The 22497-nt window shown below is 64.7% G+C and carries 20 protein-coding genes and 4 tRNA genes; 13 read left to right on the forward strand and 11 right to left on the reverse strand.

The window, feature by feature from the left end; translation table 11 throughout:
- The first annotated feature begins 466 nt into the window (after positions 1-466).
- Together ACFQ9K_RS44015 and ACFQ9K_RS44020 are read left to right on the forward strand one after the other, a co-directional pair.
- Entirely contained in the window at positions 467-1534 is a 1068-nt protein-coding gene (locus ACFQ9K_RS44015; RefSeq protein WP_378726510.1) for a hypothetical protein, read from the forward strand.
- A 13-nt stretch (positions 1535-1547) separates the two neighbouring features.
- On the forward strand, positions 1548-1775 hold the full coding sequence (locus ACFQ9K_RS44020) for a hypothetical protein (protein WP_378726508.1): 228 nt from the start codon (positions 1548-1550) through the stop codon (positions 1773-1775).
- A 152-nt stretch (positions 1776-1927) separates the two neighbouring features.
- On the opposite strand, the gene ACFQ9K_RS44025 is transcribed toward ACFQ9K_RS44020, so the two are convergent.
- Positions 1928-2257 carry a hypothetical protein gene (locus ACFQ9K_RS44025; protein WP_378726506.1) on the reverse strand — a complete coding sequence of 110 codons (330 nt, stop codon included), beginning with the start codon at positions 2255-2257 and terminating at the stop codon, positions 1928-1930.
- A gap of 393 nt (positions 2258-2650) precedes the next feature.
- Here ACFQ9K_RS44025 and ACFQ9K_RS44030 point away from each other — a divergent pair, with 393 nt between their 5' ends.
- From ACFQ9K_RS44030 to ACFQ9K_RS44040, 3 genes are all read left to right on the forward strand, one after another.
- Positions 2651-2827, forward strand: coding sequence for a hypothetical protein (locus ACFQ9K_RS44030; RefSeq protein WP_378984523.1), 177 nt, complete (start codon positions 2651-2653; stop codon positions 2825-2827).
- A 1193-nt stretch (positions 2828-4020) separates the two neighbouring features.
- The gene (locus tag ACFQ9K_RS44035) at positions 4021-4677 is read left to right on the forward strand and encodes a helix-turn-helix transcriptional regulator (RefSeq protein WP_378726503.1); all 657 of its coding nucleotides are present in this window, start codon (positions 4021-4023) and stop codon (positions 4675-4677) included.
- Positions 4678-4832: 155 nt separating this feature from the next.
- Entirely contained in the window at positions 4833-5324 is a 492-nt protein-coding gene (locus ACFQ9K_RS44040) for a hypothetical protein (RefSeq protein ID WP_378726501.1), read from the forward strand.
- Between the two features lie 346 nt (positions 5325-5670).
- Here the strand turns inward: ACFQ9K_RS44040 and ACFQ9K_RS44045 are convergent, their stop codons facing one another.
- The 4 genes from ACFQ9K_RS44045 to ACFQ9K_RS44060 all read right to left on the reverse strand — a co-directional run bounded on the left by ACFQ9K_RS44045 (position 5671) and on the right by ACFQ9K_RS44060 (position 8287).
- A complete protein-coding gene (locus ACFQ9K_RS44045) occupies positions 5671-7857 on the reverse strand; it encodes a hypothetical protein (RefSeq protein ID WP_378984525.1) in 2187 nt (728 codons plus the stop codon).
- A gap of 163 nt (positions 7858-8020) precedes the next feature.
- Positions 8021-8095, reverse strand: a tRNA-Val gene (locus ACFQ9K_RS44050).
- A 1-nt stretch (position 8096) separates the two neighbouring features.
- Positions 8097-8167, reverse strand: a tRNA-Cys gene (locus tag ACFQ9K_RS44055).
- Between the two features lie 48 nt (positions 8168-8215).
- A tRNA-Gly gene (locus tag ACFQ9K_RS44060) sits at positions 8216-8287 on the reverse strand.
- Between the two features lie 340 nt (positions 8288-8627).
- On the opposite strand from ACFQ9K_RS44060, the gene ACFQ9K_RS44065 reads away from it, so the two are divergent.
- Positions 8628-8699, forward strand: a tRNA-Val gene (locus ACFQ9K_RS44065).
- 114 nt (positions 8700-8813) lie between these two features.
- On the opposite strand, the gene ACFQ9K_RS44070 is transcribed toward ACFQ9K_RS44065, so the two are convergent.
- From ACFQ9K_RS44070 to ACFQ9K_RS44090, 5 genes are all read right to left on the reverse strand, one after another.
- Positions 8814-9014 (reverse strand): hypothetical protein, encoded by a 201-nt coding sequence (locus ACFQ9K_RS44070; protein ID WP_378723647.1) that lies wholly within the window; start codon positions 9012-9014, stop codon positions 8814-8816.
- A 423-nt stretch (positions 9015-9437) separates the two neighbouring features.
- Positions 9438-10448: an ABC transporter substrate-binding protein gene (locus ACFQ9K_RS44075; protein WP_378723649.1), complete on the reverse strand. Its 1011-nt coding sequence runs from the start codon at positions 10446-10448 to the stop codon at positions 9438-9440.
- Positions 10449-10520: 72 nt separating this feature from the next.
- Positions 10521-11597 (reverse strand): threonine aldolase family protein, encoded by a 1077-nt coding sequence (locus ACFQ9K_RS44080; protein WP_378723652.1) that lies wholly within the window; start codon positions 11595-11597, stop codon positions 10521-10523.
- Between the two features lie 115 nt (positions 11598-11712).
- The gene (gene mdlC / locus ACFQ9K_RS44085; protein ID WP_378723655.1) at positions 11713-13314 is read right to left on the reverse strand and encodes a benzoylformate decarboxylase; all 1602 of its coding nucleotides are present in this window, start codon (positions 13312-13314) and stop codon (positions 11713-11715) included.
- A gap of 172 nt (positions 13315-13486) precedes the next feature.
- Positions 13487-14140 carry a TetR family transcriptional regulator gene (locus tag ACFQ9K_RS44090; RefSeq protein ID WP_378723657.1) on the reverse strand — a complete coding sequence of 218 codons (654 nt, stop codon included), beginning with the start codon at positions 14138-14140 and terminating at the stop codon, positions 13487-13489.
- 246 nt (positions 14141-14386) lie between these two features.
- Between ACFQ9K_RS44090 and ACFQ9K_RS44095 the strand changes: the two genes are divergently transcribed.
- Complete coding sequence (locus ACFQ9K_RS44095; RefSeq protein WP_378723661.1) at positions 14387-15775, forward strand: amidohydrolase family protein; 1389 nt, start codon at positions 14387-14389, stop codon at positions 15773-15775.
- Between the two features lie 61 nt (positions 15776-15836).
- Here ACFQ9K_RS44095 and ACFQ9K_RS44100 read toward each other — a convergent pair whose 3' ends face one another.
- The gene (locus ACFQ9K_RS44100; RefSeq protein WP_378723664.1) at positions 15837-16520 is read right to left on the reverse strand and encodes a hypothetical protein; all 684 of its coding nucleotides are present in this window, start codon (positions 16518-16520) and stop codon (positions 15837-15839) included.
- Between the two features lie 76 nt (positions 16521-16596).
- Here ACFQ9K_RS44100 and ACFQ9K_RS44105 point away from each other — a divergent pair, with 76 nt between their 5' ends.
- The 6 genes from ACFQ9K_RS44105 (at position 16597) to ACFQ9K_RS44130 (ending at position 22497) form a co-directional block, all read left to right on the forward strand.
- Positions 16597-17256 (forward strand): TetR/AcrR family transcriptional regulator, encoded by a 660-nt coding sequence (locus tag ACFQ9K_RS44105; RefSeq protein WP_378723665.1) that lies wholly within the window; start codon positions 16597-16599, stop codon positions 17254-17256.
- Between the two features lie 168 nt (positions 17257-17424).
- The gene (gene panC / locus ACFQ9K_RS44110) at positions 17425-18264 is read left to right on the forward strand and encodes a pantoate--beta-alanine ligase (RefSeq protein ID WP_378723666.1); all 840 of its coding nucleotides are present in this window, start codon (positions 17425-17427) and stop codon (positions 18262-18264) included.
- A gap of 49 nt (positions 18265-18313) precedes the next feature.
- Positions 18314-19441 (forward strand): serine hydrolase domain-containing protein, encoded by a 1128-nt coding sequence (locus tag ACFQ9K_RS44115; RefSeq protein ID WP_378723667.1) that lies wholly within the window; start codon positions 18314-18316, stop codon positions 19439-19441.
- The gene (locus ACFQ9K_RS44120; RefSeq protein WP_378723669.1) at positions 19432-20382 is read left to right on the forward strand and encodes an ABC transporter ATP-binding protein; all 951 of its coding nucleotides are present in this window, start codon (positions 19432-19434) and stop codon (positions 20380-20382) included. Before ACFQ9K_RS44115 ends, ACFQ9K_RS44120 begins: the two co-directional genes overlap by 10 nt.
- A complete protein-coding gene (locus tag ACFQ9K_RS44125; RefSeq protein ID WP_378723670.1) occupies positions 20379-21131 on the forward strand; it encodes an ABC transporter permease in 753 nt (250 codons plus the stop codon). The genes ACFQ9K_RS44120 and ACFQ9K_RS44125 overlap by 4 nt, the downstream gene beginning before the upstream one ends.
- Before the next feature lie 46 nt (positions 21132-21177).
- Positions 21178-22497: an aminotransferase class III-fold pyridoxal phosphate-dependent enzyme gene (locus tag ACFQ9K_RS44130; protein WP_378723671.1), complete on the forward strand. Its 1320-nt coding sequence runs from the start codon at positions 21178-21180 to the stop codon at positions 22495-22497.

Genomic DNA, 22497 nt, shown 5'->3' on the forward strand with positions numbered 1-22497 from the left:
ACTTCATACACCCTGCGGGCGCATGAAGTGTGCCCCGGGAACAGGACCAGGAACCTAAGTAGGTAGTAGAGGTGAGGAGGGTTTTGGGTACGGAAGAAGAAGAGAAGAAAGAGAAGAAAAGATCAAAAGAGAGTTGGGTGGAAGCTGGGTTGGGTGCAGATGTCGCGTTGAGTACGCAGTCGGGTGGGTGGTGAGGTCAGGCGAAGCGGTGGCGGTTGGGTGGACGTGGACGGCAGAGGCGGCGACCTCACGGTCGAGGTGGGCGCGTCCGCGATGATGGCGGAGTGCGAGCGGCAAGGACACGCAGTAGCACGACAGCTGGCGCAGCTAGGCAAGCCGCATGTCTGGCGCTGGCGCGTGCCCCGCCCCGTCGACGCGGATCGGATCCCACAACCTGCTTCTGTCCGAATCCTTTTGGCGCATCGCCGACGCTACATCTGTCGGTGATCGCTGGCATTCTGGAGCGATGGCAGGGGTTACAAGCTCGGGGATCACGGCCAAACAAGCAGCTCGAACTGCCGAGGAATACGCCACTGGCGCAATCGAACTGCTGACTTTAGCGCGCAGCAACCCGCCGATCGGGAGAATGGCCGACCTAATCCGCATCGGGATCTACCAGGATCCGGCAGTGTTTCTACCCGAACGGGACCGCATGATCGCAATGTTCGGGCACCAAGCCGTCGACACGATCCACCAAGCGGTCATGGTCGATGAAATGGTTCGCCGATGGCAGCGCCACCGTGTGGTCTACCGCGTTCACCCTGAGCTGGCGGCCCGGCTGTCGGAAACCGACCCCCGGACAACGATTCCGTGCGAGGTCTTCGCCCGGCTGCCGCACCCGGATCCGTTCGTAGTCTTCCCCACGCGCATCCCAGCGCCGAAGAGCGCAGACAAAAGTTTCATCGAGCCACCGATGTTTACTGGAATGCTCGTCACCGGCTACACCGAGGACAGACGCCCGTGCTCAAGTGCCGATCCCGAGGTTGCGGAACTGAGCATCGCATTGACTGCGGTCATGCAATACGAGGGCCTCGACCGCAGCTACGAGGAGTACACCCTTCAGGTCCCTACCCGGGCGCGGTTGACCATAGAAGAGATGATCAACGATCAACGTGGGGACATCCTGCTCGGGTCAGCCGGATGGGGTGAGGACCGCCACGCGTACGGCCTGGCTGTGAGTCTCCTGCTGTACCTGTGCAGCGACAACCGGGACGTGAGTCAAGCATCATCACCGGAACCCAAGCGAAAGACACGCAGCCGCAACAAGCTCGCCGGCAGAGCCACCATCATCGATGTTGGTTTCGATGTCGGACCCAAATTGTTTGCCGCTCGCCGCGATACAACGTATTCAACATCGACCGCGGAGCTCGGTCGCAGTGTTCGGTCCCACCTTCGCCGCGCCCACTGGCACACCTATCTCACCGGCCCGCGAGACCAACCGACACCCGTCGTTCGCTGGATCCACCCAGTGTTGGTCAACGCGAATCAGCGAACGACTCGCCCGACGGTCATCGACACCGGTTCCCCGGGGTGAGATGTACTCCCCGGTGCCCGAGGTCAAAACGGCAGAGGCAAGCTCACCGCGGCGCCAGGCGGTGCCGCGGCAAGGTGATCGGGCCAATCTGCCGCAGGCAGACCGCGTTGCCGGCACCAAGTCAATCCATCCTGGACCGTCCATGAATCCGAACGGTCGTGGCCGGTTCGTCGGGTTGCGTAATGTGTTGCTGAAACCAGGCATTCGCAACCTTTCGCCTGATGGTTCGGTCTTCGTCTGAGAGTGGTTCGGGGGTGAGTGGTGGCTCGGAGTGGGGTGCGCGGTGCAGGCTCGGGCGGTTCTTCATGGTCAGTTCGACGTCGCGCCCGGCGCGCTAGTTCCGGGCGGCGGGCGGAGTGTCCTCCGGGTGTCCGGAGTTGACGCTGACCGGGGTCAGTAAGGGCCGTCGAGGTGAAGGTCGCGGGAGTAGCCGAGCCGATAGTCGGCGACCGCGTCAGCCAGAAACTGGAGCCGGCGGGCAACCACGTCGGCAGGGTCGGCCACCTGCCAGTCGTCGCCGTCTGCACGAAGCCCGCCGATGATGGGCAGCGCCAGCAGCGTCAGTGTCGCGATGACCTCGTCGCGGGTCGGCGGCGGGTCGAGGTCGCGGCGAACGACACGGAGTATGTCCGCGGTCACGAAACCGCCGGCGTCGCATTCGTCATCGATGGCGGCCATCACCACGGAGAGCACATCGCCAGGACGTTCTTCGGCTGTCGTCATCCCATACTCCCGCTGTCTCGGTTCGGTTCGATCAGCGATCGCCGCGGGCACCATTGAAAGGCCGGGACGTGGCCCTGTCGGTCGGCGGTTGGAATCACGAAGGAACACAACGCGATCCAGGAACCGTCGTTGCATTCCGCCCAAGCGTGGACCAGACCGGGCACCGTTCGTTTCAGGTCCAGCCCCTTGGCCTTGACTCGTAAGGACACACCGCCACGTCGGAGCTTTGTGATCGTGGAGATCGCCGTGCCTAGCTCGACCAGGACGGGCTTCGGCGGGTCAACGACCATGCGAAGCGACGAAGAGAACTCGTCCGTCCAATATTCGAACATAGATTCGAATCATAGCGTGTCGAGATGCCGGTTGGTCAGACGCTCAAGTTAGTCTGCTGACGTGTCATTTACGGAAGGATCCAAGGTCAAGATCGGCGCGAACGGTGGCTCCGAGTTCACCGTGATCGAGGTCGGCTACGGCGGTGACGCGAACATCGTGTTGATCAAGCCCGTCCTCGACGCCGGCTACCAGTTCCCGATGCGTATCGCGGACTTGGTTCCGATCGACGGCGCGTAGCCGCAGCGATGCTGGCTGCGGAGAAGGCGACACGGCCCGTGCCGACTTCGGCGGAGCTGGAGACGGGTTCGCGTCGGGCGGGCGAGAGTATTTCGGAAGTGGCTTGCGTGGCGATAGATCCCACGAATTTGTGAGGGTATCCGTTGCGGCAGCGACGTTTTCACATTATGTGAAACCCGGGTGTTCGGCCTGTTGTTCGGCGTGTCATGTACTACTCGTCAGTAGCAAGCGGGATTTTTACCACCCGTGGGGACCTCGACCCCTTGGCGCCTGTAGCGGCCAATTGTTAAGAGTCCCAACCTCTTACGTCAATATTCTGTACATAATGCTCATTAACTTATCGCCGTAGACGCCGGAATCGTGGCATGGATCACATTCGTCGGTACGGTTCGTCCGCTTAGGGTTGTCGTTGATCTCGTACGTCGAGGCACCCTCGGTGGCCACGTGATCTCGGAAGGCCCCCGCCGCGCGGGGGGGACCTGCCGTCCGGTCAAGCCGGTCGGACGGTCAACCGGGAGAACGAGGTTCATGATGTGCCGCGATGAGATCCCCGTCCAGAACGACCCTCCCCCCTGGGGGGAAGGCCCGGACTGGATGGAGTTGGCGGAGAAGACATTCACCGCCGGCGGAGTGGGGTTCGACGCCATCTCGTTGGTGTTCGACTCCGTAAACCGAAACGACCTAGCCGAAACGGCTAGGTCGGTCGCGATGTACCTGTACGTGATTGCAGCTCTGGCGAACGCAGATCGTCGGTAACATCCTTCGGTTCAAGGCCCGGGTCGCCGAGGTGCGCCAACACCGACGTGACTCGGGTCTTTCCGCGTGCCAAACCCAACCTAACCACTTCAATGTGACTTATGTCACAGCGGCAGGTAACAGTTTGATAACCGGACACCCGATCGGGTTAGCACGGCCTTTAGTCTCTGCGCGCCCCCCTTGCGTCGTCAATGTGACCTGTGCCACGAAGGCACTGTCTTTGCAGTTCAGACCCTATGTAGAAAATCTGCAAAAGTCGTCGCGCGACACGGCAATTCGAGCCAATTCATGCAACATGTCAACTGTCTTATGTCAAATTAATGGTCTCAACTGGGCATTTGTGCTGCAAGGTTTGAGTGCGATCGCAATAAGCTCATGCTACGGCTACCGTCCAGCGGCTGCACTACTGGTCAGTAGCCATTCGGAGGTGATCCGAGATGCGTGAGATCCGGATGACGCTCTGGACGGTGGTCGTACTACGCGAGTTCGTCGTCAACGCTCCAGAGCCGCAGTACGGTTTCGACCTGATGAAGCGCTGCAACCTGGCCAGCGGCACGCTGTATCCGATTCTCGCCCGCCTGGAGAAGGCCGGCTGGATCGTCGGGCGCCTCGAAGTCATAGACGCGGTGAAGGAGGCCCGGCGCCCGCGCAAGCACTACGTGCTCACGCCCGAAGCTCATCCCATAGCCGTCCGGGCGCTACGCGAGTTCACCACCCGAGCACAACCTCCGCTGTCCGCAGCGCAGATACAAGTTCGCGAGTCGCGTCGCCGGCGAGATCGAGCAGCAGCGAAGCGTGCGGCAGTGGAGGAAGCGAAACGAGAGCGGGCGGAAGCGGAGCGGGCGCGACGGCAGCGAGCACGGGCCGAGGAAGCGAACCGAGAGCGGATACGAGCGGAGTGGTCGAAACTAGAGGTCGCCCGCGGAGAGCGAGCTCGAGCGGAGCTTGGAAAGAGAGCGCAAGAAGAGGCGATACGCCGAGCAGCTGCGGACCGGAAACGGCAACTGCAAGCCGAGACTGACCAGCGCAGACTCGAGGAAGCAAAGCGGCAGGCGATCGCGGAGTACCGCCGTCAAGCGCGCAGGAAGCGGTAGTCGGTAGGTGTTCGAAACCGAGTGTGCGGGCCCTGCCGTCATTCTCATCGCTACTACCGACATGAGGAGACATGGATTACGCACCACCAGGGCCTCCCGACCGGTAGTCGGATAAATCAATGTCCCGCCACCCTGCCAGCCGATAGGGTCTGCGCATGACTCGGGTTCAAGTCCTGATCGGTGACCTCGACGCAGCTATCGAGCGCCTTCGGCTTGCATTGGATGAGGACGAACGACGCCGAGCGCTAACTGGCGCTCTCGTCGAGCTGTACAGGCTTCGTTGCCACCGTGAAGGGGGACGCCCCCTCAATCAAGCTCACTGGAACAGAGCCGCTGCTCAACGATCTGGCCGAGTAGCACAGGGGATCAGCTTGATCCGCGGCGACATGACCCATCACGTCGTGAAAGAGATTGAGCCCGAGCGTCGTCCGTTGTACCCGGGCAACGATGTCTTTCCCGGACCGGACTTGTACCCCGGCAAGCAACTGTTTTGGCGGCATGTCTCCGACATGACGGCGCCGCATGTTCTGAATCAGAATGACCCGCGATATCTCGACTATGAGCAGGTAGTCGGCGGGCAACCAGTGTTGCCGACGCTGGTCCTGGCTCGCGACTTCCTCGTCGCTGATCCGGGGCCTTGCGCGTAGTGAACAGGGGCTGCCGCGGGTGCTCGGACGGCGATCACAGCCAGTCACCCCGTGCGGTGCAGGGGGATTCGTGATCGGCTGTAGGCAGTGATGGCCACGCCCAGCCCAGCAAGCAGCCCGGCCGTGACTGCGGGGAACAACTGGATCCGCCCGCGCGTCTGCCGAACGCCGCGCGAGTCCTTGCTCAACCGCGCGAATGACGGTCGACTTCGATTGTGCCCGGCCGCACGCCAGCATCGGCCATCGCCAACCCATCAGCCGCGTCCTGCAACGCAACTACCGACTCACCGGCCCCTGCCGAACGAACACGACCACTCCCGTAACCCGATCTCCCGGGACACCGCAGCTAGCCTTTGCGGAGTAGTCCAGTGACACCGGCAAGGAGGACGGCGGTGAAGATCCAGGCGAGGATGCGTAGGGCGGGGATGCTGAGAGCCAGGGCAATGGGGGCGGTGGAGCTGACAGTCCAGTCAGCTTTCGTTACTCCGGTCGCGGTAGGGATGACGCTGGCGAGGGCGTAGTTGACTGCGTTGAAGCATGGATAGTCGGGGTACCGAGTGCAGGAATCGGCTGCTGTTATCGGCTGGGGTGGAGGCGTGTTGGTTTCGGTGGCGTATGCGGTTGCGGTTTTGTTTGCGGCGGCTCTGTCGGTGGGGATGAAATGTTCGGTGTTTTGGTCGGTGATTACGACCCCGAGCAGTAATGCTCCCGCGAGCCAGACGGTCGCTAAGAGGGGGTAGTAGCCGTGCCCGGCGACAGCTAGGTACATCCAGCGCGGTGGTTTCGTCGGCCACGGGGCGTGTGCGGTGGTTTGGTTTGCGGCGGTGAAACGGAGTCGGCGCGCGTCGGACGGTTGTCCGTTGCGGTCGTAGACTGCGGCCAGTGCGTGCCAGGGTTGAGCGGTGAACCCACGCCCGGTTGGAGTTGACTTCAGCCAACGTGTCGCGGCCCTGCGGTCGGTGCGGATCAGACCGTGCACATCGGTGACCTGCCAACCGGTGGCGATCAGTCGCCCGGGTGGCAGAGTTTCCGGGGGTGTCCGTAGATCGGTGATCGTGGCCCGTGTCAGGTCAATTGTCCCGTCGACGTCGGCTGGAATCAAACTTAGCGTTGCGATGACACTGGATTCGAGGTCCAACGCGGTACCGTCGGGGTTGGCGAAACTAGCACCGTTCAGTACGAGCTGGCCGCCGATGGTCGCGCCAAGGGCGCGGACTTCTCCGGTGGCGGTGAACCCGTCGTCGGCGAACACGCCCCCGGAGACTGTTACCCGGTCGAGGTGGAGGGCGACGCCATCGGGGTTCGCGAGAACGGCACCACTCAGTACGAGCTGGCCGCCGATGGTCGCGCCAAGGGCGCGGACTTCTCCGGTGGCGGTGAACCCGTCGTCGGCGAACAGACCGCCGGTGACCGTCGCCTGGTCGAGGTGGAGGGCGGTGCCGCCGGGATTGGTGAGAACAGCGCCCGTCAGCGAGAGTTGGCCACCGATGGTTGCGGCGATGGCGCGGACTTCTCCTGTGGCAGTGAGCTTGTCGGCGAACAAGTCGCCGGTAACCGTCGTCCCGTCTAAGCGTAGGGCACCGCCGCTTGGGTTGGCGAAACTGGCACCGTTCAGTACGAGCTGGCCGCCGATCGTCGCGCCAAGGGCGCGGACTTCTCCGGTGGCGGTGAACCCGTCGCGGGCAAACAAGCCGGCGGTGAGCGTTGCCTGGTCGAGGTGGAGGGCGGTGCCGCCAGGGTTGGCGAAACTGGCACCGTTAAGCGAGAGTTGGCCGCCGATGGTCGCGCCAAGGGCGCGGACTTCTCCGGTGGTGGTGACCTTGTTGGCGAACAGGCCGCCGGTGACTGTTGCGCCGTCGAGGTTCAGGGCAATGCTGTCGGGGTTGGCGAAATCGGCGCCATCCAGCACGAGGTGCCCGATGGTTGCGCCAAGGGCGCGGACTTCTCCGGTGGTGGTGACCTTGTTGGCGAACAGGCCGCCGGTGACTGTTGCGCCGTCAAGGTTCAGGGCGACGCCGTGGGGATTGGTGAGACTTGCACTGTTCAGCACGAGCTGGCCGCCGATGGTTGCGGCGCGGGCATGGACTTTTCCAGTCGCTGTGACCTTGTTGGCGAACAGGCCGCCGGTGATCGTTGTGCCGTCGAGGTCGAGTGAATTGATGTGGGAACCGTTGAGGTTCAGTTGTTTTAACGCCGAACCGGTTAGACCAATGTGATGCTCGATGTGGCATGCCGTGAGGTGTACAGGGTGTTCGAACTTGACGTCTTCCAGATCGACCGGCCCGATGATCCGAGCGCCATTGATTCGGATCCCACGGGGATCGACAGCAAGGTTTCGGTTGCTCAAGACTGCGCGTAGTGCGGTGGCCGGTATCTGTCGTTTGGGCCCCCACTTGTGGCCACCAGAAGGATCCGAGGCTACCGAGTCGGAAGCAAACTCTTTGGCGAGGTCGATTGACTCACCCCGCTCAGCTGCCACGGTGAGTCGTTCCACCCACGGCGTAACGTCGTCAGCCTCGACTTGTGCAGTCACAAGATGATCGTTGCGTACTGACCGGGTCGGCGTGGCGATGTTGGCAACACCGGTCGCTCACAGGCGGCACCTCGCTACGAAGGCTCGGACTAGGCGATCTGGTGCATATCTCGTGCACAACAAGAAAGGCCCCCTCGAAAGGGGGCCTGACCTGGTACTACGGTGGTGCGCGATACTGGGATTGAACCAGTGACCTCTTCCGTGTCAGGGAAGCGCTCTCCCGCTGAGCTAATCGCGCGAGGTGGAGACGGGAATCGAACCCGTGTGCACGGCTTTGCAGGCCGTTGCCTCACCACTCGGCCACTCCACCGTGCGAAGGGGGACGGCTAAACTAATTTGCCTGGCCCTACCTCTTCCGAGCGGATGACGGGATTCGAACCCGCGACCCTCACCTTGGCAAGGTGATGCGCTACCACTGCGCTACATCCGCATTCTGCATCTCGGTGGCTGTTCTGGCCTCCGTGGTGCGAGACAGAACATTAGCGGACGCCCGGTGAAAGCTACAAATCCGCTGGTAGAACGGGGGAAATCGGCAAGGTTGCCAGTGTGGCGTAGGTGGCCGGTGTGGTTTGGGAGGATTTTCGGACTCGCGTGGGGAGGCCGACGGGGGAGCGGGCCACCCCACACCCTCCCACCGAGACAGCCTGCCGCCCACCACGTTCCACCCCTGTCCTGATGGCGATTTGGTGAACCGCCGGTGCCGCATGCTAATGTTCCATCTCGTTCGGCGGGTACCAACCCACCGGCCGCCACCATGTGGCATGAGTTCAGGTCCCATAGCTCAGCGGGAGAGCGTCCGCCTCACACGCGGAAGGTCGCTGGTTCGAAACCAGCTGGGACCACCCCAAGAAACAGCCCCTGACCTGCATTGCAAGGTCAGGGGCTGTTTCGTTTCATATGGCCGAAATCCGCGACTGTATCCAAAACTGTATCCAAAAGCGAAAAAGCGGACGCTGCTACACCACTCTTGGCCGGTTGAGCGCGGCCCGGATCTCGGCTGCGCCCGCGGTGTCGCCGTTGGCCTCCCGCCGGAACACCGCCACCATCACCACCTGCCGGAGATCGAAGACCACATCCTGCAACTGATCGACCTTCTCATCCAGCTTGGATATCTCGGTCTTCAGCTCGAGATTCTCGCCCCGCAGATCAGCAGCCACTTGGCGGCCGATGTCGGCAGCCTGTGTACCGATAGACCGGGTTCACCAGTGCGACCAGCGGCCCTTGGACCTGTCTTGGCGACGAGGCCTCTCGGATCGACAGATTCTCGCTCGGTGGCACGCGGGCCTCGAACTCGACCGCAGCACCCTCACCGCCGGGTGCGAAAGATTCCGTGCCATTCGACCACCTAGCGTGCTCGTCGGTCATGCGAAGCGGCACAACAAGACTCGCCGTGGAGCTGGTGCCACGGACGAGTGCATAACCGAGATTCATCAGGTCGGCTGCATCGGCTCAGCACTTTCGGCCATCGGAGATGCCAGAAGATCTGCGCGCCCCGGCTCGCGTCCTCCCGCGGTGTCGGTGACCGACACAATCGATCGCAGGTTGCGGCGAGGCTCCCTCGTTCTTGGAGTTCCCGGCCGTCACGACAACGGGGCAATCAGTGTTTGCGGTGCGAATAATGTTCGAGGGTCGAGCTTGCCCGAAGTCAGGCCTTGTTCACGCAGGTATGTGGTCATGGTGTCGAGGGTGGCGTGGTTGGCTTCGAATCCGTAGGGAAATGGGTCGCCGTGAAACGGTGCGTCGGCGAACAGGCTGGCGATTTCGTCGAGGTCGTCGGACAACCACGGCAGTGGCGCGGCGATTGCGCTGGTGTCGTGCAGTCGCCGGGCTGCCATCGCTTTGGCCTCGCTGAAGGCGGCGACGAGCGAATTGGCCATCCACGGGTGCCGCTCGTAAACCTCACGACGTAAAACCACCACGTGCATGATGGGGAACAAGCCCGTCCGGACGAAGTACGCCCGCTCGACCTCGCGGCTGTTCGGGAACAAACGGACAACCCGAGGGTCGCCGGCGGTGAACGCGCGCGGTTGTCCGTAGTGAATGAGCCCGTCGAGGCGACCGCCGAGCAGCAACTCCTCCAATGGTTCGGTGTCGTTGCGGCTGACGTGCAGGCCGGGCGGAAACTCGATGTCGGCGTGGCCGTTTCGGGTGCCAGGCACGACGAAGCCGCCTTCCACCCATTCGATGGAGGTCGGAGCTACGTCGTAGTCGTGTTGCAAGGCCGCGCGGGCCCATACCGACGCCGTGTTGGAGTACTGTGCGATGCCGATCCGCTTGCCGCGTAGATCGTTCGGCTCTTCGATACCGGCGTCGGAGCGAAGGAAAATGTTGTGGTGCCGGAACGTGCGTGAGGGAAAGATCGGCAGTCCGACGAATCGGTCGTCGCCGCGGGCTCGCAAAATCATGTAGGAGACGGCATACATCTCGCAGGCCGCGAATTCCGCTCCGAACAAGCAGCGTCGGCCCAGGTCGTCGGGGTTGATCGTGACGAAGGTCAGGTCGATTCCTTCGGGCCTCACCCGGCCGTCGATCAGCGGGCGGGTCCGGTCCCAATAGTCGCAACCTCCGTAAACCAGCGAAATCCGTGACATCAAACCTCCTTTGCTCAGCAAGATCCGCTCGAAAGCAGTCCATGAGCGTGCTGGTGCACGAGTGGGCCACGATCACCGATGGACACGGCCGGTGAGTTGGTCGATGGTGTCGATCAGGGCGTCGATGTCGTCGGGTGTGGTGGCGAACGAAGTGACGAATCGAGCCACCTGTGGCCCCCAGCGGTTGGCGTGGAAATTGAAGCCTCGGGTGAGTAAGCCGTCGATGACGGGTTGGGGCAGGTGATAGAACGTGATGTTGGCTTCGGCGTTGCCTTGCTGGTGAACCGTGGGTATGGCAGACAGGCCCGCGCGCAGTCGGTCTGCCATGGCGTTGGCATGGGTTGCGTTGTGCAGCCAGAGATCGTCGGTGAGGTAGGCGTGTAACTGTGCGGCCTGGAAGCGGGCCTTGGAAGTGAGTTGACCGGCGCGCTTGGTTCGATAGCCGAGCTCGGTGGCGAGGTCGGGATCGAACAGGATGATCGCTTCGGCGGTCATGGTGCCGTTCTTGGTGGTGCCGAACGAGAGCATGTCGACGCCTATCTGCCAGGTCAGTTCGGCTGGCCGGCAGCCAAGGGCGACAAGGGCATTGGCGAATCGGGCGCCGTCCATGTGGACGCGTAGTCCCGCGTTCTGGGCGATGATGGTGAGCTGGTGGATTTCGCCGGGCGTGTAGACGCCGCCGGCTTCGGTGGCCTGGGTGATGCTGAGGGTAGCGGGTTTTGCCTTGTGCAGATCGCCGCTCTTGCGGTCGACCGCGGCGCGCAGTTCGTCGGAGTCGATCTTGGCGTCGGCGCCGTCGAGCGGGGTGAGCCTGGCTCCGCCGGTGAAGAGTTCGGGCGCGGTGTTCTCGTCGTTGTGGATGTGGCTGTCGCGGTGGCAGAGCACGCTGCCCCAGGAGGGGGTGAGGGTGGCCAGGCTGATGGCGTTGGCGGCGGTGCCGGTGGATACCAGCGCGATGTCGACCGGGTGGTCGAATACCTCCCCGAGTTGCCGGGTCAGCGCGTCGGTCCAGCTGTCGGCGCCGTAGGGAGCGGCGAGCCCGGCCGCCGCGGCAGCGACGGTCTCGAGGATGGCGGTCGGGGTACCCGCGGTGTTATCGCTGCCGAACTCGCGCTGCGCCCGGTGGCTCGATGCGGTGGCCGTGGTCATCTACCTCTCCTTCGTGCTGCTCTTGTCGGGTGCGCCGACCCGAGCGCGATGTCGTCGGGTCGTGTGGTGTGATCGGCCTTCGCCGGTGAAAATCATTGGTGGACAACGATTTCTGCTAGTCGGTGACCGGCGTTGTCCGTACGTCGATGAGGGTGGGCCGGTTGTGGTCGGTAGTGGCTTTCGCCACGAGGTCGCCGAGTTCGTCGGCGTCCGCGGCCCGGTAGGCGTCGAGGCCGTAACTGGCGGCGGTGCCGACGATGTCGAGGGCGGGCAGGTCCAATCCTGGTACGCCGGCGGTGTTTTCCAGGAGTCCGAACTGCTCGAGGACGCCGTACTCGGCGTTGGAGGCGACCACGACGGTGACCGGGATCCGGTACTGCACAGCCGTCCACAGCGCGGTGATCGCGTACTGGATCGATCCGTCGCCCATGAGGGCGATCACGGGGCGATCCGGTGCTGCCAGTTGTGCACCGACGGCGGCGGGCAGCCCGAAGCCGAGGCCGCCGCCCGCGGCCGTCAGATGCGAAAAGGGTAATCCGGAGCGGATATTCGCGTCGATGGCGGGTTCGTTGCTCCCGGCTTCGGAGATCCACAGCGCATCGGCCGGTGCGGCCCGGCCCACCGTGGACCACAAGACCTCCGGTGTCAGCGGGGCGGCGGCGGAGGTACTCGCGGCCGGTTGCGGTCGCGGCGGTGGTGCGGGCCGACCGGCCACGCCGATATACGGCAGCACGGCTTCGACGGCGGCGCGCACATCGGTGACGAACGCATCGCCGATCGGTGCGCGTGCGGCCTCGTCGGGATCGTTGGTGAGATGGATGAGCTCGGCATTGTCGGGGAGGTAGGGGCCGGGAACCAAAGGGTAGTAGCGGAATACGGGGGTTCCGATGGCGAGAATCAGGTCGTGGCCGGCGAGCGTCTGCGAGACCCAGCCGCGTCCAGGGAGCAGGGCGCCGCGGTATTGCGGGTGGTTCTCCGGGAAGCCGGGCAGTCCGGTCAGCGGCGCCGACCACACGCTTGCTTTGAGACGCTCAGCCAACTCGATCACCGCCGCCCACGCACCTGATCGCTCCACCTCGGCGCCGACGACCAGCGCCGGGGACCGAGCGGCATTGATCCTCGCGGCGAGATCCCGGGCCGGGTCATCGGGAAACGCCCTGGCGTGCACGACTTTCCGGTCTTGCACCCGGGTAATGTCAGCCAGCTGATCGCTGGTCAGCGTCACGGTCATGTCGTCCATCGGCAAGGATACGAAAACCGGTCCGGTGGGCGGGGTTTGGGCCACATGGATCGCGTGCGCCAGCACCGCGGGCACCTCGCTGGCGATGGCAGGTTCGGCCGCCCACTTCACGAACGGCTTCGGTACCGTGGTCGCCTCGATGTTGGTCAGCAGGTTGTTCTGGTTCTGCATGACCCTGCGCTGATTGCCCGCCGTGACGATCAGCGGAGCCTTGTTCAGGTAAGCGTTGTACAAGGCGCCCTGCGCATTGCCCATACCTGGTGCGGTATGCAGATTGACCAAGGCGGGTCGTCCGGTGATCTGTGCGAACGCGTCCGCCATACCTACCGGGACCATTTCCTGCAGGCCCAGTATGTAGCGCATTTCGGTGGGGAAGTCTTCGAGCAAGGTCAGTTCGGACGAGCCGGGATTGCCGAACCAGGTCGTCAATCCGTGGGCACGAAACAGATCCAGAGTCGCATCCCGCACAGTAACCATGGCGAATCCTCTCGTGGCGCGACAGGGCTTCGATCTGGGGCGAACGGCTACTCGTTGCATTCACAGCGTCTCATTGGTGTCTCAATGAGACGCGACTTTACTCTAGCCGTCTCGCGGATCGGATCACAGAGTTCGTGGCGTGACACACAGTTCGATGAGACGTTGTGCCGAGCTACGCGTCGCTTGCCTGCTGTCCGTGGTTGTCCGCGGCGGGGATGTCGATGCCGTGTGCCAGCGTCTCGATGATGGTGTCGAGGATCGCCGCCAGGGAGGTGAGGCTGTGGTTGCCGTCGGTGATCCACTGGTCGATGCCGGTGCCGGTGGCGATGAAGGAGGTCGCGGCCGCGAGTCGAATCCGCAGATCCGACACCGGCAGTCCGCTGCGTTCGGCGAAATGGTGCGCGAGGGCTTGCTGGCGCCCGGCGGCTCCGGTGAAATTCGCTTGGCGCAGTTCGGGATTGGTGGTCAGCAGTTGGCGTGCCCGCCGCATCGTGTCCAGCTGATGTGCCCGCAGGGCCACTGCCGCGTCGCCGAACAGCAGATCACGCATGGCGGCATAGAGCGCGGTGAGCACCGACTCGGTGGCGGGGCGGCGCGTTAATGCGGTGAGCAGTTGGTCCATCAGGATGTCCTCGTGGGCGAACACCACCGCCGCTTTCGAGGGAAAGTGTCGGTGGAACGTGCGTCGGGTGACGCCTGCCGCATCCGCGATCTGCTGCACGGTCACCGCGTCGAAACCGTCTTCTTCGAACAATCGCAGTGCCGCATCGACCAATTGCGCTCGAACCCTCGCTTTCGATTGCTCACGCAGACCTGTCTCTGTCATCGCACCTCGCCCTGGCCTCGGTGGAGCCGCTCGAACGCGCGGCTCGAAGGGATTCGGGCCTGCGCGGACGACGTTTCCGGCAACCATACTTGTCTCAACGTGCCAGTGAGATAGAGGACACAAGGTCAGTTGCAGTCAAGCTGTCACATTGAGACAGAATGGTGCTACATTCATGGCTGAAGACGTCACACCGGTGCGGTTCAGCACCTGCCTGTTTCGATCCCGCAGTCGGAGAGGAAGTACGTCATGAACACTGCGCAATCCACCACGACGGCGACGTTGTTTCGCAATGTCCGCGTCTTCGACGGTATTTCGGACACGCTCAGCGCAGCCGGTGATGTGCTGGTACGCGGCAATACGATCGCCGCGGTCGGCGACCACGCCGCCGGCGATGTGCAGGGAAGCGAAACGGTGACGGTCATCGACGGCGCCGGCCACACCCTGATGCCGGGCTTGATCGACGCGCACTATCACCTGGCCATGTCCACCGTGCCGATGTTCCAGATGATGACCGCCGATGTGGACTACGTGACGATCCGCGGCACCCAGGCGGCCCGCGAGACATTGCTGCGCGGATTCACCACGATCCGGGACGTGGGCGGTCCGACATTCGGCCTGAAACGTGCGATCGACGAAGGTGTGATCGAGGGCCCACGGATCTATCCGTCCGGGGCGATGATCTCGCAGACCTCCGGTCACGGCGATTTCCGGATGCGGTACGAACTTCCGCGTGGCGTGTGCAACCACCACTCCCATTCCGAGGTCGCCGGTGCTACCGCGATTGCCGACGGTCCCGACGAAGTGCTGCGCGCGACCCGTGAGCAGTTGATGCGCGGCGCCACCCAGATCAAGGTGATGGCCGGCGGCGGTGTCGCCTCGGCTTACGACCCGCTCGATGTCACCGAATACACCGAGGCTGAACTCCGCGCCGCGGTCGAGGCCGCGGAAAATTGGGGGACTTACGTCACGGTGCACGCCTACACCGATCGTGCTGTGCAGCAGGCGATCCGGGCGGGGATGCGGTGTGTCGAGCACGGCCAGTTGCTGACCGAGGAGACCGTCGAGATGATGGCCGAGCACGACATCCGGTGGAGCCTGCAACCTTTCGGGGTGAGCGCCGAACAGTCGGCCATGCTCACTCCCGATCAGAAGGCACGGTTCCTCCAGGTGGCCGAGGGGACCGAGCGCACCTTCGGCTTCGTGGAGAAGTACGGGATCAAGTCTGCCTGGGGTACCGACATTCTGTTCGACGCCGCCGCGACCGCGCAGCAGGGGGCGATGCTCGCCGCCACGGGCCGATGGCAGTCGGCGGGCACCGTGCTGCGCACGGCGACCTCGGGCAATGCCGAAACGGTCGCGATGTGCGGTCCGCGTAACCCGTATCCCGGCGAGCTCGGTGTGATCCGGCCCGGCGCGCTGGCCGATCTGCTGCTGGTGCGGGGCAATCCGGTCGAGAACCTGAACCTGCTCGCCACCCCGGAGACCAGCTTGTCGGTGATCATGAAAGACGGCAAGATCCACAAGAACCTGCTCGGCGAACGTTGCACCACCAGCGAACGGAACGGCGCGGCGGACCGGGCCGCCCGGGTATCGGCTGGGGGAAATCGTGTCCGCGTCGCTGGCGGGGGCGCGTAAACGAGTCCGGGCGCGCGATCGATTCGACTGAGCAGGTTCCGGCCCGTCGCCGTCGGAATCATCAGACGGGTTTGCAGATGATGGAGGCGAAGCCGACTCGGTTTGCGCGCATCTTCCGGTAGACCGAGTTTCGGAAGTTCGGGCGTAGCAGGGCGAGGATGAATGCGGCCAGGGTGCCGGGGAGGCGTACCTGGTTGATGAAGACGTAGGGGGCGTCTTCGAGTGGGCCGATCAGGGCGATGTCGTCCACCTTGGCGTCGTGGGTGAACCAGCCTGCGACGGAGTCGAAGTATCGCAAGGCGCGTTCGGGGTCGTCGGCGGTGAAGTGGTTGAACAGGAAGGTGCCCGAGGGGGAGCGGTCGATGTCGCCGAGGCGCCTGATGTTGCGCGCGGGCATGGCGAAGTCGGCGTCCAACTGCTGGACTTCCGGCGTAACCCGCACTGCCGCAACCGTGTCCGGTGTGGTGGTCTCGATCAGGACGATCACGTCGAAGCGCGGACTCACCGCGGAGGGCTGGATCGCCACCGCCCGGTAGACCCTGGCCGAGACCACCTGATCCATCGCTTGCAGTCGGCGAGTCACTTCCTGACATCGGCGCAGTACGTGGCGGCGCCGGGAGCTGCGCGGCACGAACGGCACCCGGCGCGGTGGGTCGGCGCGGAATCCGAGGTATAGGTAGCCGTAGGGGGCCGGGTCCACGTACGGAGCGGGGGGATTGGTATGCGTACGCGTGTCGATGGTCATGCGCTTCTCCTCGTTAGAGTAAAATAAGCGATCGTTCGATTAATTGTATACCCCGAGGAAGAGGTGTGGAAGCCCGATGACGACACCACGGCGCGGGCCGGGCAGGCCGCGAAAGACGGACGCAGGCGATACCAAGGCCGCCCTGTTGAACGCCGCGCTGCAACTGTTCGCGCGCAACGGCTACGCGGGGACCTCGATTCGGTCCATCGCGCGCGAGGTCGGCCTGAGCGAGAGCGTGCTCTACGCCCATTTCTCCAGCAAACAAGCGATATTCGATGCCGCGCTCGCCGCACTCGGCCCGAAGAACCCGCTGGAGGCGATGAACGACGCCGCCGCCACTCTCATCGACACGAACCCTCCGCAGTACCTGCGCGAACTGATCCGCGCCGTCCTGGACGAATGGGAGACCGACAACGCCCGGCTGCTGATCAGCGTGATGGCGCGGGACGGCCTGCTGCACAGCCCGGCCCTGCGCGAAGCGCTCTCGGCCATGCGCACCCCGGTCCGCCTCCTGTTCGACCGCTGGATCACCGCCGGCCTGATCCCCCCGGACCTCGCCACACCGGAAGACCTCGCCCTGTCCTTCACCGGCCCCATCGGCCTCACCCGAATCCTGCACCTGCACGCCGACGCCACGGACGAGGACCGCGCGAACGCCCGTGCCGATATTCACCGGCACGTGGAGACCTTCGTCCGGCTGGTCTTCCGCGCCGGCGAACCCGTCCACGATCGATAGTCCCCGGCCGATGCCGTCCGAACACCCTCGAAAACCCTTCTGAGTAGCGCGGATTCGAGAGCGCGAGCTATGGGTGCTTGTTAGGATCGCGGGATGTACACAGCGTGGGGGGTTTCGCGCGTTGGTGGCGGCGGTTGCCGCGTGTCGTACCGCTGAGGGATCGACGCGATGATCGTGGTCAGGAGTGGGGCGGAGCTTCGGCGTGCGTTGGGGGAGGCGCGGGAGCGGGGGAAGAGTATCGGGTATGTGCCGACCATGGGGGCGCTGCACGACGGGCATCTCGCGTTGGTGCGGGCGGCCAGGGGGCTGGACGATGTGGTGGTGGCCTCGGTCTTCGTGAATCCGTTGCAGTTCGGGGCGGATGAGGACTTCGAGACATACCCGCGGGACGAGGCGCGGGATCTGGCGCTCCTGGCCGAGGCAGAGGCGGATATCGCCTGGTTGCCTTCGGCGGAGGAGCTGTTTCCGGCCGGGTTCGGGCTGACGATCGCGGTTCCGCGACTCTCGAATGTGCTGTGCGGGGTAGGGCGGCCAACGCATTTCGCGGGGGTCACCACCGAAATGGGCAAGATTCTGATCTTTCTCGCGCCCACCGCGGTTTATCTGGGGGAGAAGGACTTTCAGCAATTGGTGGTGATGCGGGCGCTGGTCCGGGATCTGGGATTGCCGCTGGAGGTGCGGGCGGTGCCGACGGTGCGGGAGCCGGACGGGCTGGCACTCTCGTCCAGGAATGCCTATCTGACCGTTGATCAGCGTCCGGTCGCCGCGTCGATTTCCCGGATCTTGACCGAGCTCACGAACCAGTTGCGGAACGGGCGGTCGTCGGTCGACGCGGTGCTCGCCGAGGGGCGTCGGTCGTTAACAACGGCGGGCGTGCAGCGGATCGAATATCTAGAACTGGTGGACAGCGCGACGCTCGACCCGGTTCGCGAAGCCGAACGTGGCAACCGCCTCGTGGTCGCCGTGTGGGTGGGGAGTACACGCCTGATCGACAACATGGAGGTCTAGCCCGCGGCTGGGAACCGGCGGGATGCACTGGGGGGCGCGGGAGGCGACGATGGACATGATCACCGAGCTGCTGAAGGCCGTGTCGGCCGACGTGGAAGCGCGCCGGATACCGGGTGTGGTGGTCGCGGTGACGGAGCGCGGGTCGCTGATCGATCTGCAGGCGATCGGTGACCTCGACGCGAGCGGCGCGCGTCCGATGCCGACCGACGCCGTCTTTCGGATCTACTCCATGACAAAGGTTTTCGCCGCACTGGCAACGCTCACCATGGTGGCGGAGGACCGACTCCGGCTGGACGATCCGGTCGCCGAATGGCTGCCCTGCTTCGCGGACGCGAGCGTCCACGACGGCGGGTTGCGGCCGCCGAGCCGTCCGCTGACGGTCCGGGACCTGATGCGCCAGACCGCGGGCATCGGCGGCGGCTACCACTGCTCGGAGAACATCGCGCCGTACTACGCGGCGGCGAACGTCCGGAAGTACGAACACCGCACCGGCACATACACACTGGACGAGGCCGTGCGCGACCTCGCGCGGCAACCCCTCGCCGCCGATCCCGGAACCGTCTGGGAGTACGGCATGTCCATGGACGTGCTCGGCCGCATTCTCGAGATAGCGGACCGCCGCCCCCTCGACGAGATCATCGACCGGCGCGTCTGCCGTCCACTCGGCCTGCGCGACACCGGATTCAGCGTTCGGTCTCCGGATCGCGTCGTCCAGCCGCTCGCCGAAGGCACACCGGACGGGCTTGTGGCACACCGGGAAACGCCCGCGTGGCTGTCCGCCGGTTCGGGCGCCTACTCGACCGTCGGCGACTTCGCCGAGCTGCTCTGCGCGATCACGCCCGGCCGGGACGGCCGACTCTCGATCCCCGCCCTGGGGCCGATCACCAAGGAACTCTTCATCGATCAGATCGGCCCCCTGGCCGGCACCGGCCCGGACTACATCCCCGGCAAGGGCTACGGCTTCTCCTACGGACTCCACGTCCCGAGCAGCGACCCGGCCTGGGCGGCCCTCGACCCGAACGCCCGCACCGTCGGCTGGCTCGGCCGTGCCGCAACCAGTTTCGTGTACCACGTCCCCAGCGGGGGCGGCGCGGTCCTGATGACCCAGCGCTACGGCCGCGCGGTGCACTACCGCGATCTGGTCCGCTCGATCGTGGAAAGACAATCATGGACCTGACTCCCGACGATCCGGTCGTCTCGGTGGACGGCCTCTGCAAGCGGTACGGCTCGGTGCGCGCCCTGAACGAGCTGAGCTTGGCGATCGGCCGCGGCGAGATCTTCGGCCTCCTCGGCCGCAACGGCGCCGGCAAATCCACTGCGCTGGATATCATTTGCGGTCTGATCAAACCCACCGCGGGCCGGGTGCAGGTATTCGGCATCGACGTGCGCAAGCACGGCCGGAAGGTGCGCCGCCACATCGGCTATGTCCCGCAGGACAATACGGTCTACCTGGCCATGACGGTCTGGCAGAACCTCCGCTTCGCCGCGGTCATCCGCGGTCTGTCCCGCTCCGCCGCGCAGCGCAGCGCGGCCGAGGTGATGGAACGCCTCGGCCTGAGCCAGATCGCCGACCGGGGCGGCGCGCACCTGTCCGGCGGTGAGCGCCGCCGACTATCGATCGGCATGGGCATCGTCCACTCGCCGCCGCTGATGGTCCTCGACGAGCCGAGCACCGGCGTCGACATCGATTCGCGCCACGCCATTCACAACCTGCTCCGGGAGCTGCGCGGCGCAGGCTCGACGATCCTCTACACCACGCATCACCTGGAGGAAGCCGAGATCCTGTGCGACCGAATAGGCGTGCTCGACGCCGGTTCGATCATTGTCACCGCCGACGTGAAAAGCTTTGTCGCCGAATACGGCAGTCCCTACTGCGAGATAGTCAGCGACGAGACCTCGGCGGTGACGACACTGCTGCACAACGCGTTGCCCGGCACCGGGATAACGGTGCACGGCAAGCGGATTCGGGTGGCGGCGCCGGACGCGGAGATCCTGCCCGCCGTGGTCCGTGTCCTCGACGAGAGCCACGTCCCGATCAAGGACGTGCGCTTGGTCCCGACCTCCCTGGAAAACGCGTTCCTGCACGCCATCGAGCGGCCCGGATCGGCGAAACCATGACGATCACCTTGGCTTTCGCCCGGAAAGAGCTGGCGACCTGGCGGCAGGACCCCACCCTGTTCGTCTTCCTCTTCGCCGCCCCGCTGTTGCTGCAGGCCCTGCTCAGCGACGCCTTCTCCGGAATCACCGGCAGCGCGGGCGCGAACCAGACGGTTCCCGGCTTCACCATCATGTTCGGCTTCTACGTCATGATGTTCATGGGCACCTCGCACTACCGCGAACACGCCTCGGGCGCTTGGAGTTCGGTGCGAACCAGCGGACTGTCCCGGGGAAACATGGCGATTCAACTCGCGATCCCGTACTTCGTTCTCTCCGCGGTGCAGATGGCGCTGTTGATCGTCGCCGGACGGTTCCTGTTCGGCGGCACGATCAACGGATCGCTGCTCGCGCTGACCGTCCTCATCCTGGCCATCGCCTGGACCGCCATCTCCCTCGGCCTGGTGCTGGTCTCCCTGACGCGCAACGTCTCCGCCATGCAAAACCTCTGCCAGCTGGTGGTTCTCGGCATGGGCGCGGTCGGCGGCGCCGTCGTGCCGGTCCGCCTGCTGCCGGCCTGGGACCGCCCGCTCGCCCCGCTGACCCCGCAGTACTGGGCGGTCGACGGCATGAAGCGGGTGCTGGCCGAGCACGGCGCGCTGTCCAGCATCGTGCCGAACATCGTCGTGCTGTCCGGGTGGGCCTGCGTCCTCTCGATCATCGCGACCTTCGCCTTCGACCCTGGTACGCAGCGTCGCGTCGCCATTCGCTGAGGTCGAAATCTAGTAGTACCAAGGTAATTCGGGAGGTGTCTCGCCAATGGCAGAGTCAAGCGGGCGGGTAATACAGTCATGGTCGCGACAGGGGGTGCAGCCGCCACCGCGGATCGTCGGCGGCGACGGCTGCCGATTCTTCGATGCCGCCGGACATTCCTACCTGGACTTCGGTTCCCAGCTGGTGAACGCGAATCTGGGACACAGCCGCACCGAGGTGCAAGAGGCGGTGCAGAAGCAGGTGGCCACCATGGCGACCCTCGGCCGTCCCTGGGATGTCGAGATCGTCGGCGAGCTGGCGGACCGGCTCGCCGAGGTCACGCCGGGCGACCTCAACTCGTTCTTCTTCGCGTGCAGCGGAACCGAGGCGAACGAGGCGGCTATCCGGCTGGCCCGCGCCTACACCGGGCGGAGCAAGGTCATCGCCCGCTACCGCTCGTATCACGGCAGCACCGCGGGCGCCCTCACGCTGACCGGCGAGCCACGCCGCTGGGTGGGCGAGCCGGGTGTGCCCGGCGTGGTCCGCATGCTCGATCCCTACACGTACCGTTGTCCCGCAGGGCATCCCACGCCGTGCCCGGTGTGCACGGGCGCGCCCCATCTGCGCGAGCTGCTCCGGTACGAAGGCGCCGAGAACGTGGCCGCCGTGATCATCGAGCCGATCACCGGCATCAACGGCGTGATCGTCCCGCCCGACGGATATCTCGAGGCGATCCGCGAGGTCTGCACCGAGCACGGAATCCTGCTGATCTTCGACGAGGTGATGACCGGATTCGGCCGCACCGGAAGCTGGTTCGCCTGTGACCGGTGGAATGTCGTGCCCGACATCATCACGTGCGCGAAGGGGCTCACGGCCGGCTATGTGCCGCTGGCCGCCGTCGCGGTGAGCGATCGGCTCTCCGGCTGGCTGCAGGATTCGGTCTTCCCGTACGGCCTGACCCACAGCGCCCATCCCGTCGGCTGCGCGGCGGCCGTCGCGGTGCTGAGCGTCTATCAGAAGGAACGGCTGATCGAACGCGCGGATCGGCTGGGCCCGATGATCGAGACGGAGCTGCGCAAGCTGGCCGAACGGCATCCGTCGATCGGCGATATCCGTGGCAGCGGCTGTTTCTGGGGCATCGAACTGGTGGTGGACCGCGAAACCAAGGAACCGCTGGTCCCGTACAACCCGGATGCCGCTGCCGCCGAACCGATGTCGAGGCTGACGGCCGCGGCGTTCCGCAAGGGCCTGTATTTGCTCACCCACTGGAACATCATCCTGATCTGCCCCCCGCTGATCATCGAGGAGGCCGAGATCCACGAGGGCATGGCCCTGCTCGACGAAACCCTGTCCATCGCCGACGAATACGTCCGCACCGAGGGATGA

Source organism: Nocardia sp. NPDC056564, assembly GCF_042793755.1.
GTDB lineage: Bacteria > Actinomycetota > Actinomycetes > Mycobacteriales > Mycobacteriaceae > Nocardia.

What these genes read in the sequence shown, in the direction of transcription:
- ACFQ9K_RS44115 (WP_378723667.1), top strand. Translation starts at nt 18,314, where the DNA reads ATGGACATGATCACCGAGCTGCTGAAGGCCGTGTCGGCCGACGTGGAA.
- ACFQ9K_RS44035 (WP_378726503.1), top strand. Translation starts at nt 4,021, where the DNA reads ATGCGTGAGATCCGGATGACGCTCTGGACGGTGGTCGTACTACGCGAG.
- ACFQ9K_RS44090 (WP_378723657.1), bottom strand. Translation starts at nt 14,140, where the DNA reads ATGACAGAGACAGGTCTGCGTGAGCAATCGAAAGCGAGGGTTCGAGCG.
- ACFQ9K_RS44080 (WP_378723652.1), bottom strand. Translation starts at nt 11,597, where the DNA reads ATGACCACGGCCACCGCATCGAGCCACCGGGCGCAGCGCGAGTTCGGC.
- mdlC (WP_378723655.1), bottom strand. Translation starts at nt 13,314, where the DNA reads ATGGTTACTGTGCGGGATGCGACTCTGGATCTGTTTCGTGCCCACGGA.
- panC (WP_378723666.1), top strand. Translation starts at nt 17,425, where the DNA reads ATGATCGTGGTCAGGAGTGGGGCGGAGCTTCGGCGTGCGTTGGGGGAG.
- ACFQ9K_RS44040 (WP_378726501.1), top strand. Translation starts at nt 4,833, where the DNA reads ATGACTCGGGTTCAAGTCCTGATCGGTGACCTCGACGCAGCTATCGAG.
- ACFQ9K_RS44120 (WP_378723669.1), top strand. Translation starts at nt 19,432, where the DNA reads ATGGACCTGACTCCCGACGATCCGGTCGTCTCGGTGGACGGCCTCTGC.
- ACFQ9K_RS44130 (WP_378723671.1), top strand. Translation starts at nt 21,178, where the DNA reads ATGGCAGAGTCAAGCGGGCGGGTAATACAGTCATGGTCGCGACAGGGG.
- ACFQ9K_RS44105 (WP_378723665.1), top strand. Translation starts at nt 16,597, where the DNA reads ATGACGACACCACGGCGCGGGCCGGGCAGGCCGCGAAAGACGGACGCA.
- ACFQ9K_RS44125 (WP_378723670.1), top strand. Translation starts at nt 20,379, where the DNA reads ATGACGATCACCTTGGCTTTCGCCCGGAAAGAGCTGGCGACCTGGCGG.
- ACFQ9K_RS44075 (WP_378723649.1), bottom strand. Translation starts at nt 10,448, where the DNA reads ATGTCACGGATTTCGCTGGTTTACGGAGGTTGCGACTATTGGGACCGG.
- ACFQ9K_RS44025 (WP_378726506.1), bottom strand. Translation starts at nt 2,257, where the DNA reads ATGACGACAGCCGAAGAACGTCCTGGCGATGTGCTCTCCGTGGTGATG.
- ACFQ9K_RS44100 (WP_378723664.1), bottom strand. Translation starts at nt 16,520, where the DNA reads ATGACCATCGACACGCGTACGCATACCAATCCCCCCGCTCCGTACGTG.
- ACFQ9K_RS44095 (WP_378723661.1), top strand. Translation starts at nt 14,387, where the DNA reads ATGAACACTGCGCAATCCACCACGACGGCGACGTTGTTTCGCAATGTC.
- ACFQ9K_RS44015 (WP_378726510.1), top strand. Translation starts at nt 467, where the DNA reads ATGGCAGGGGTTACAAGCTCGGGGATCACGGCCAAACAAGCAGCTCGA.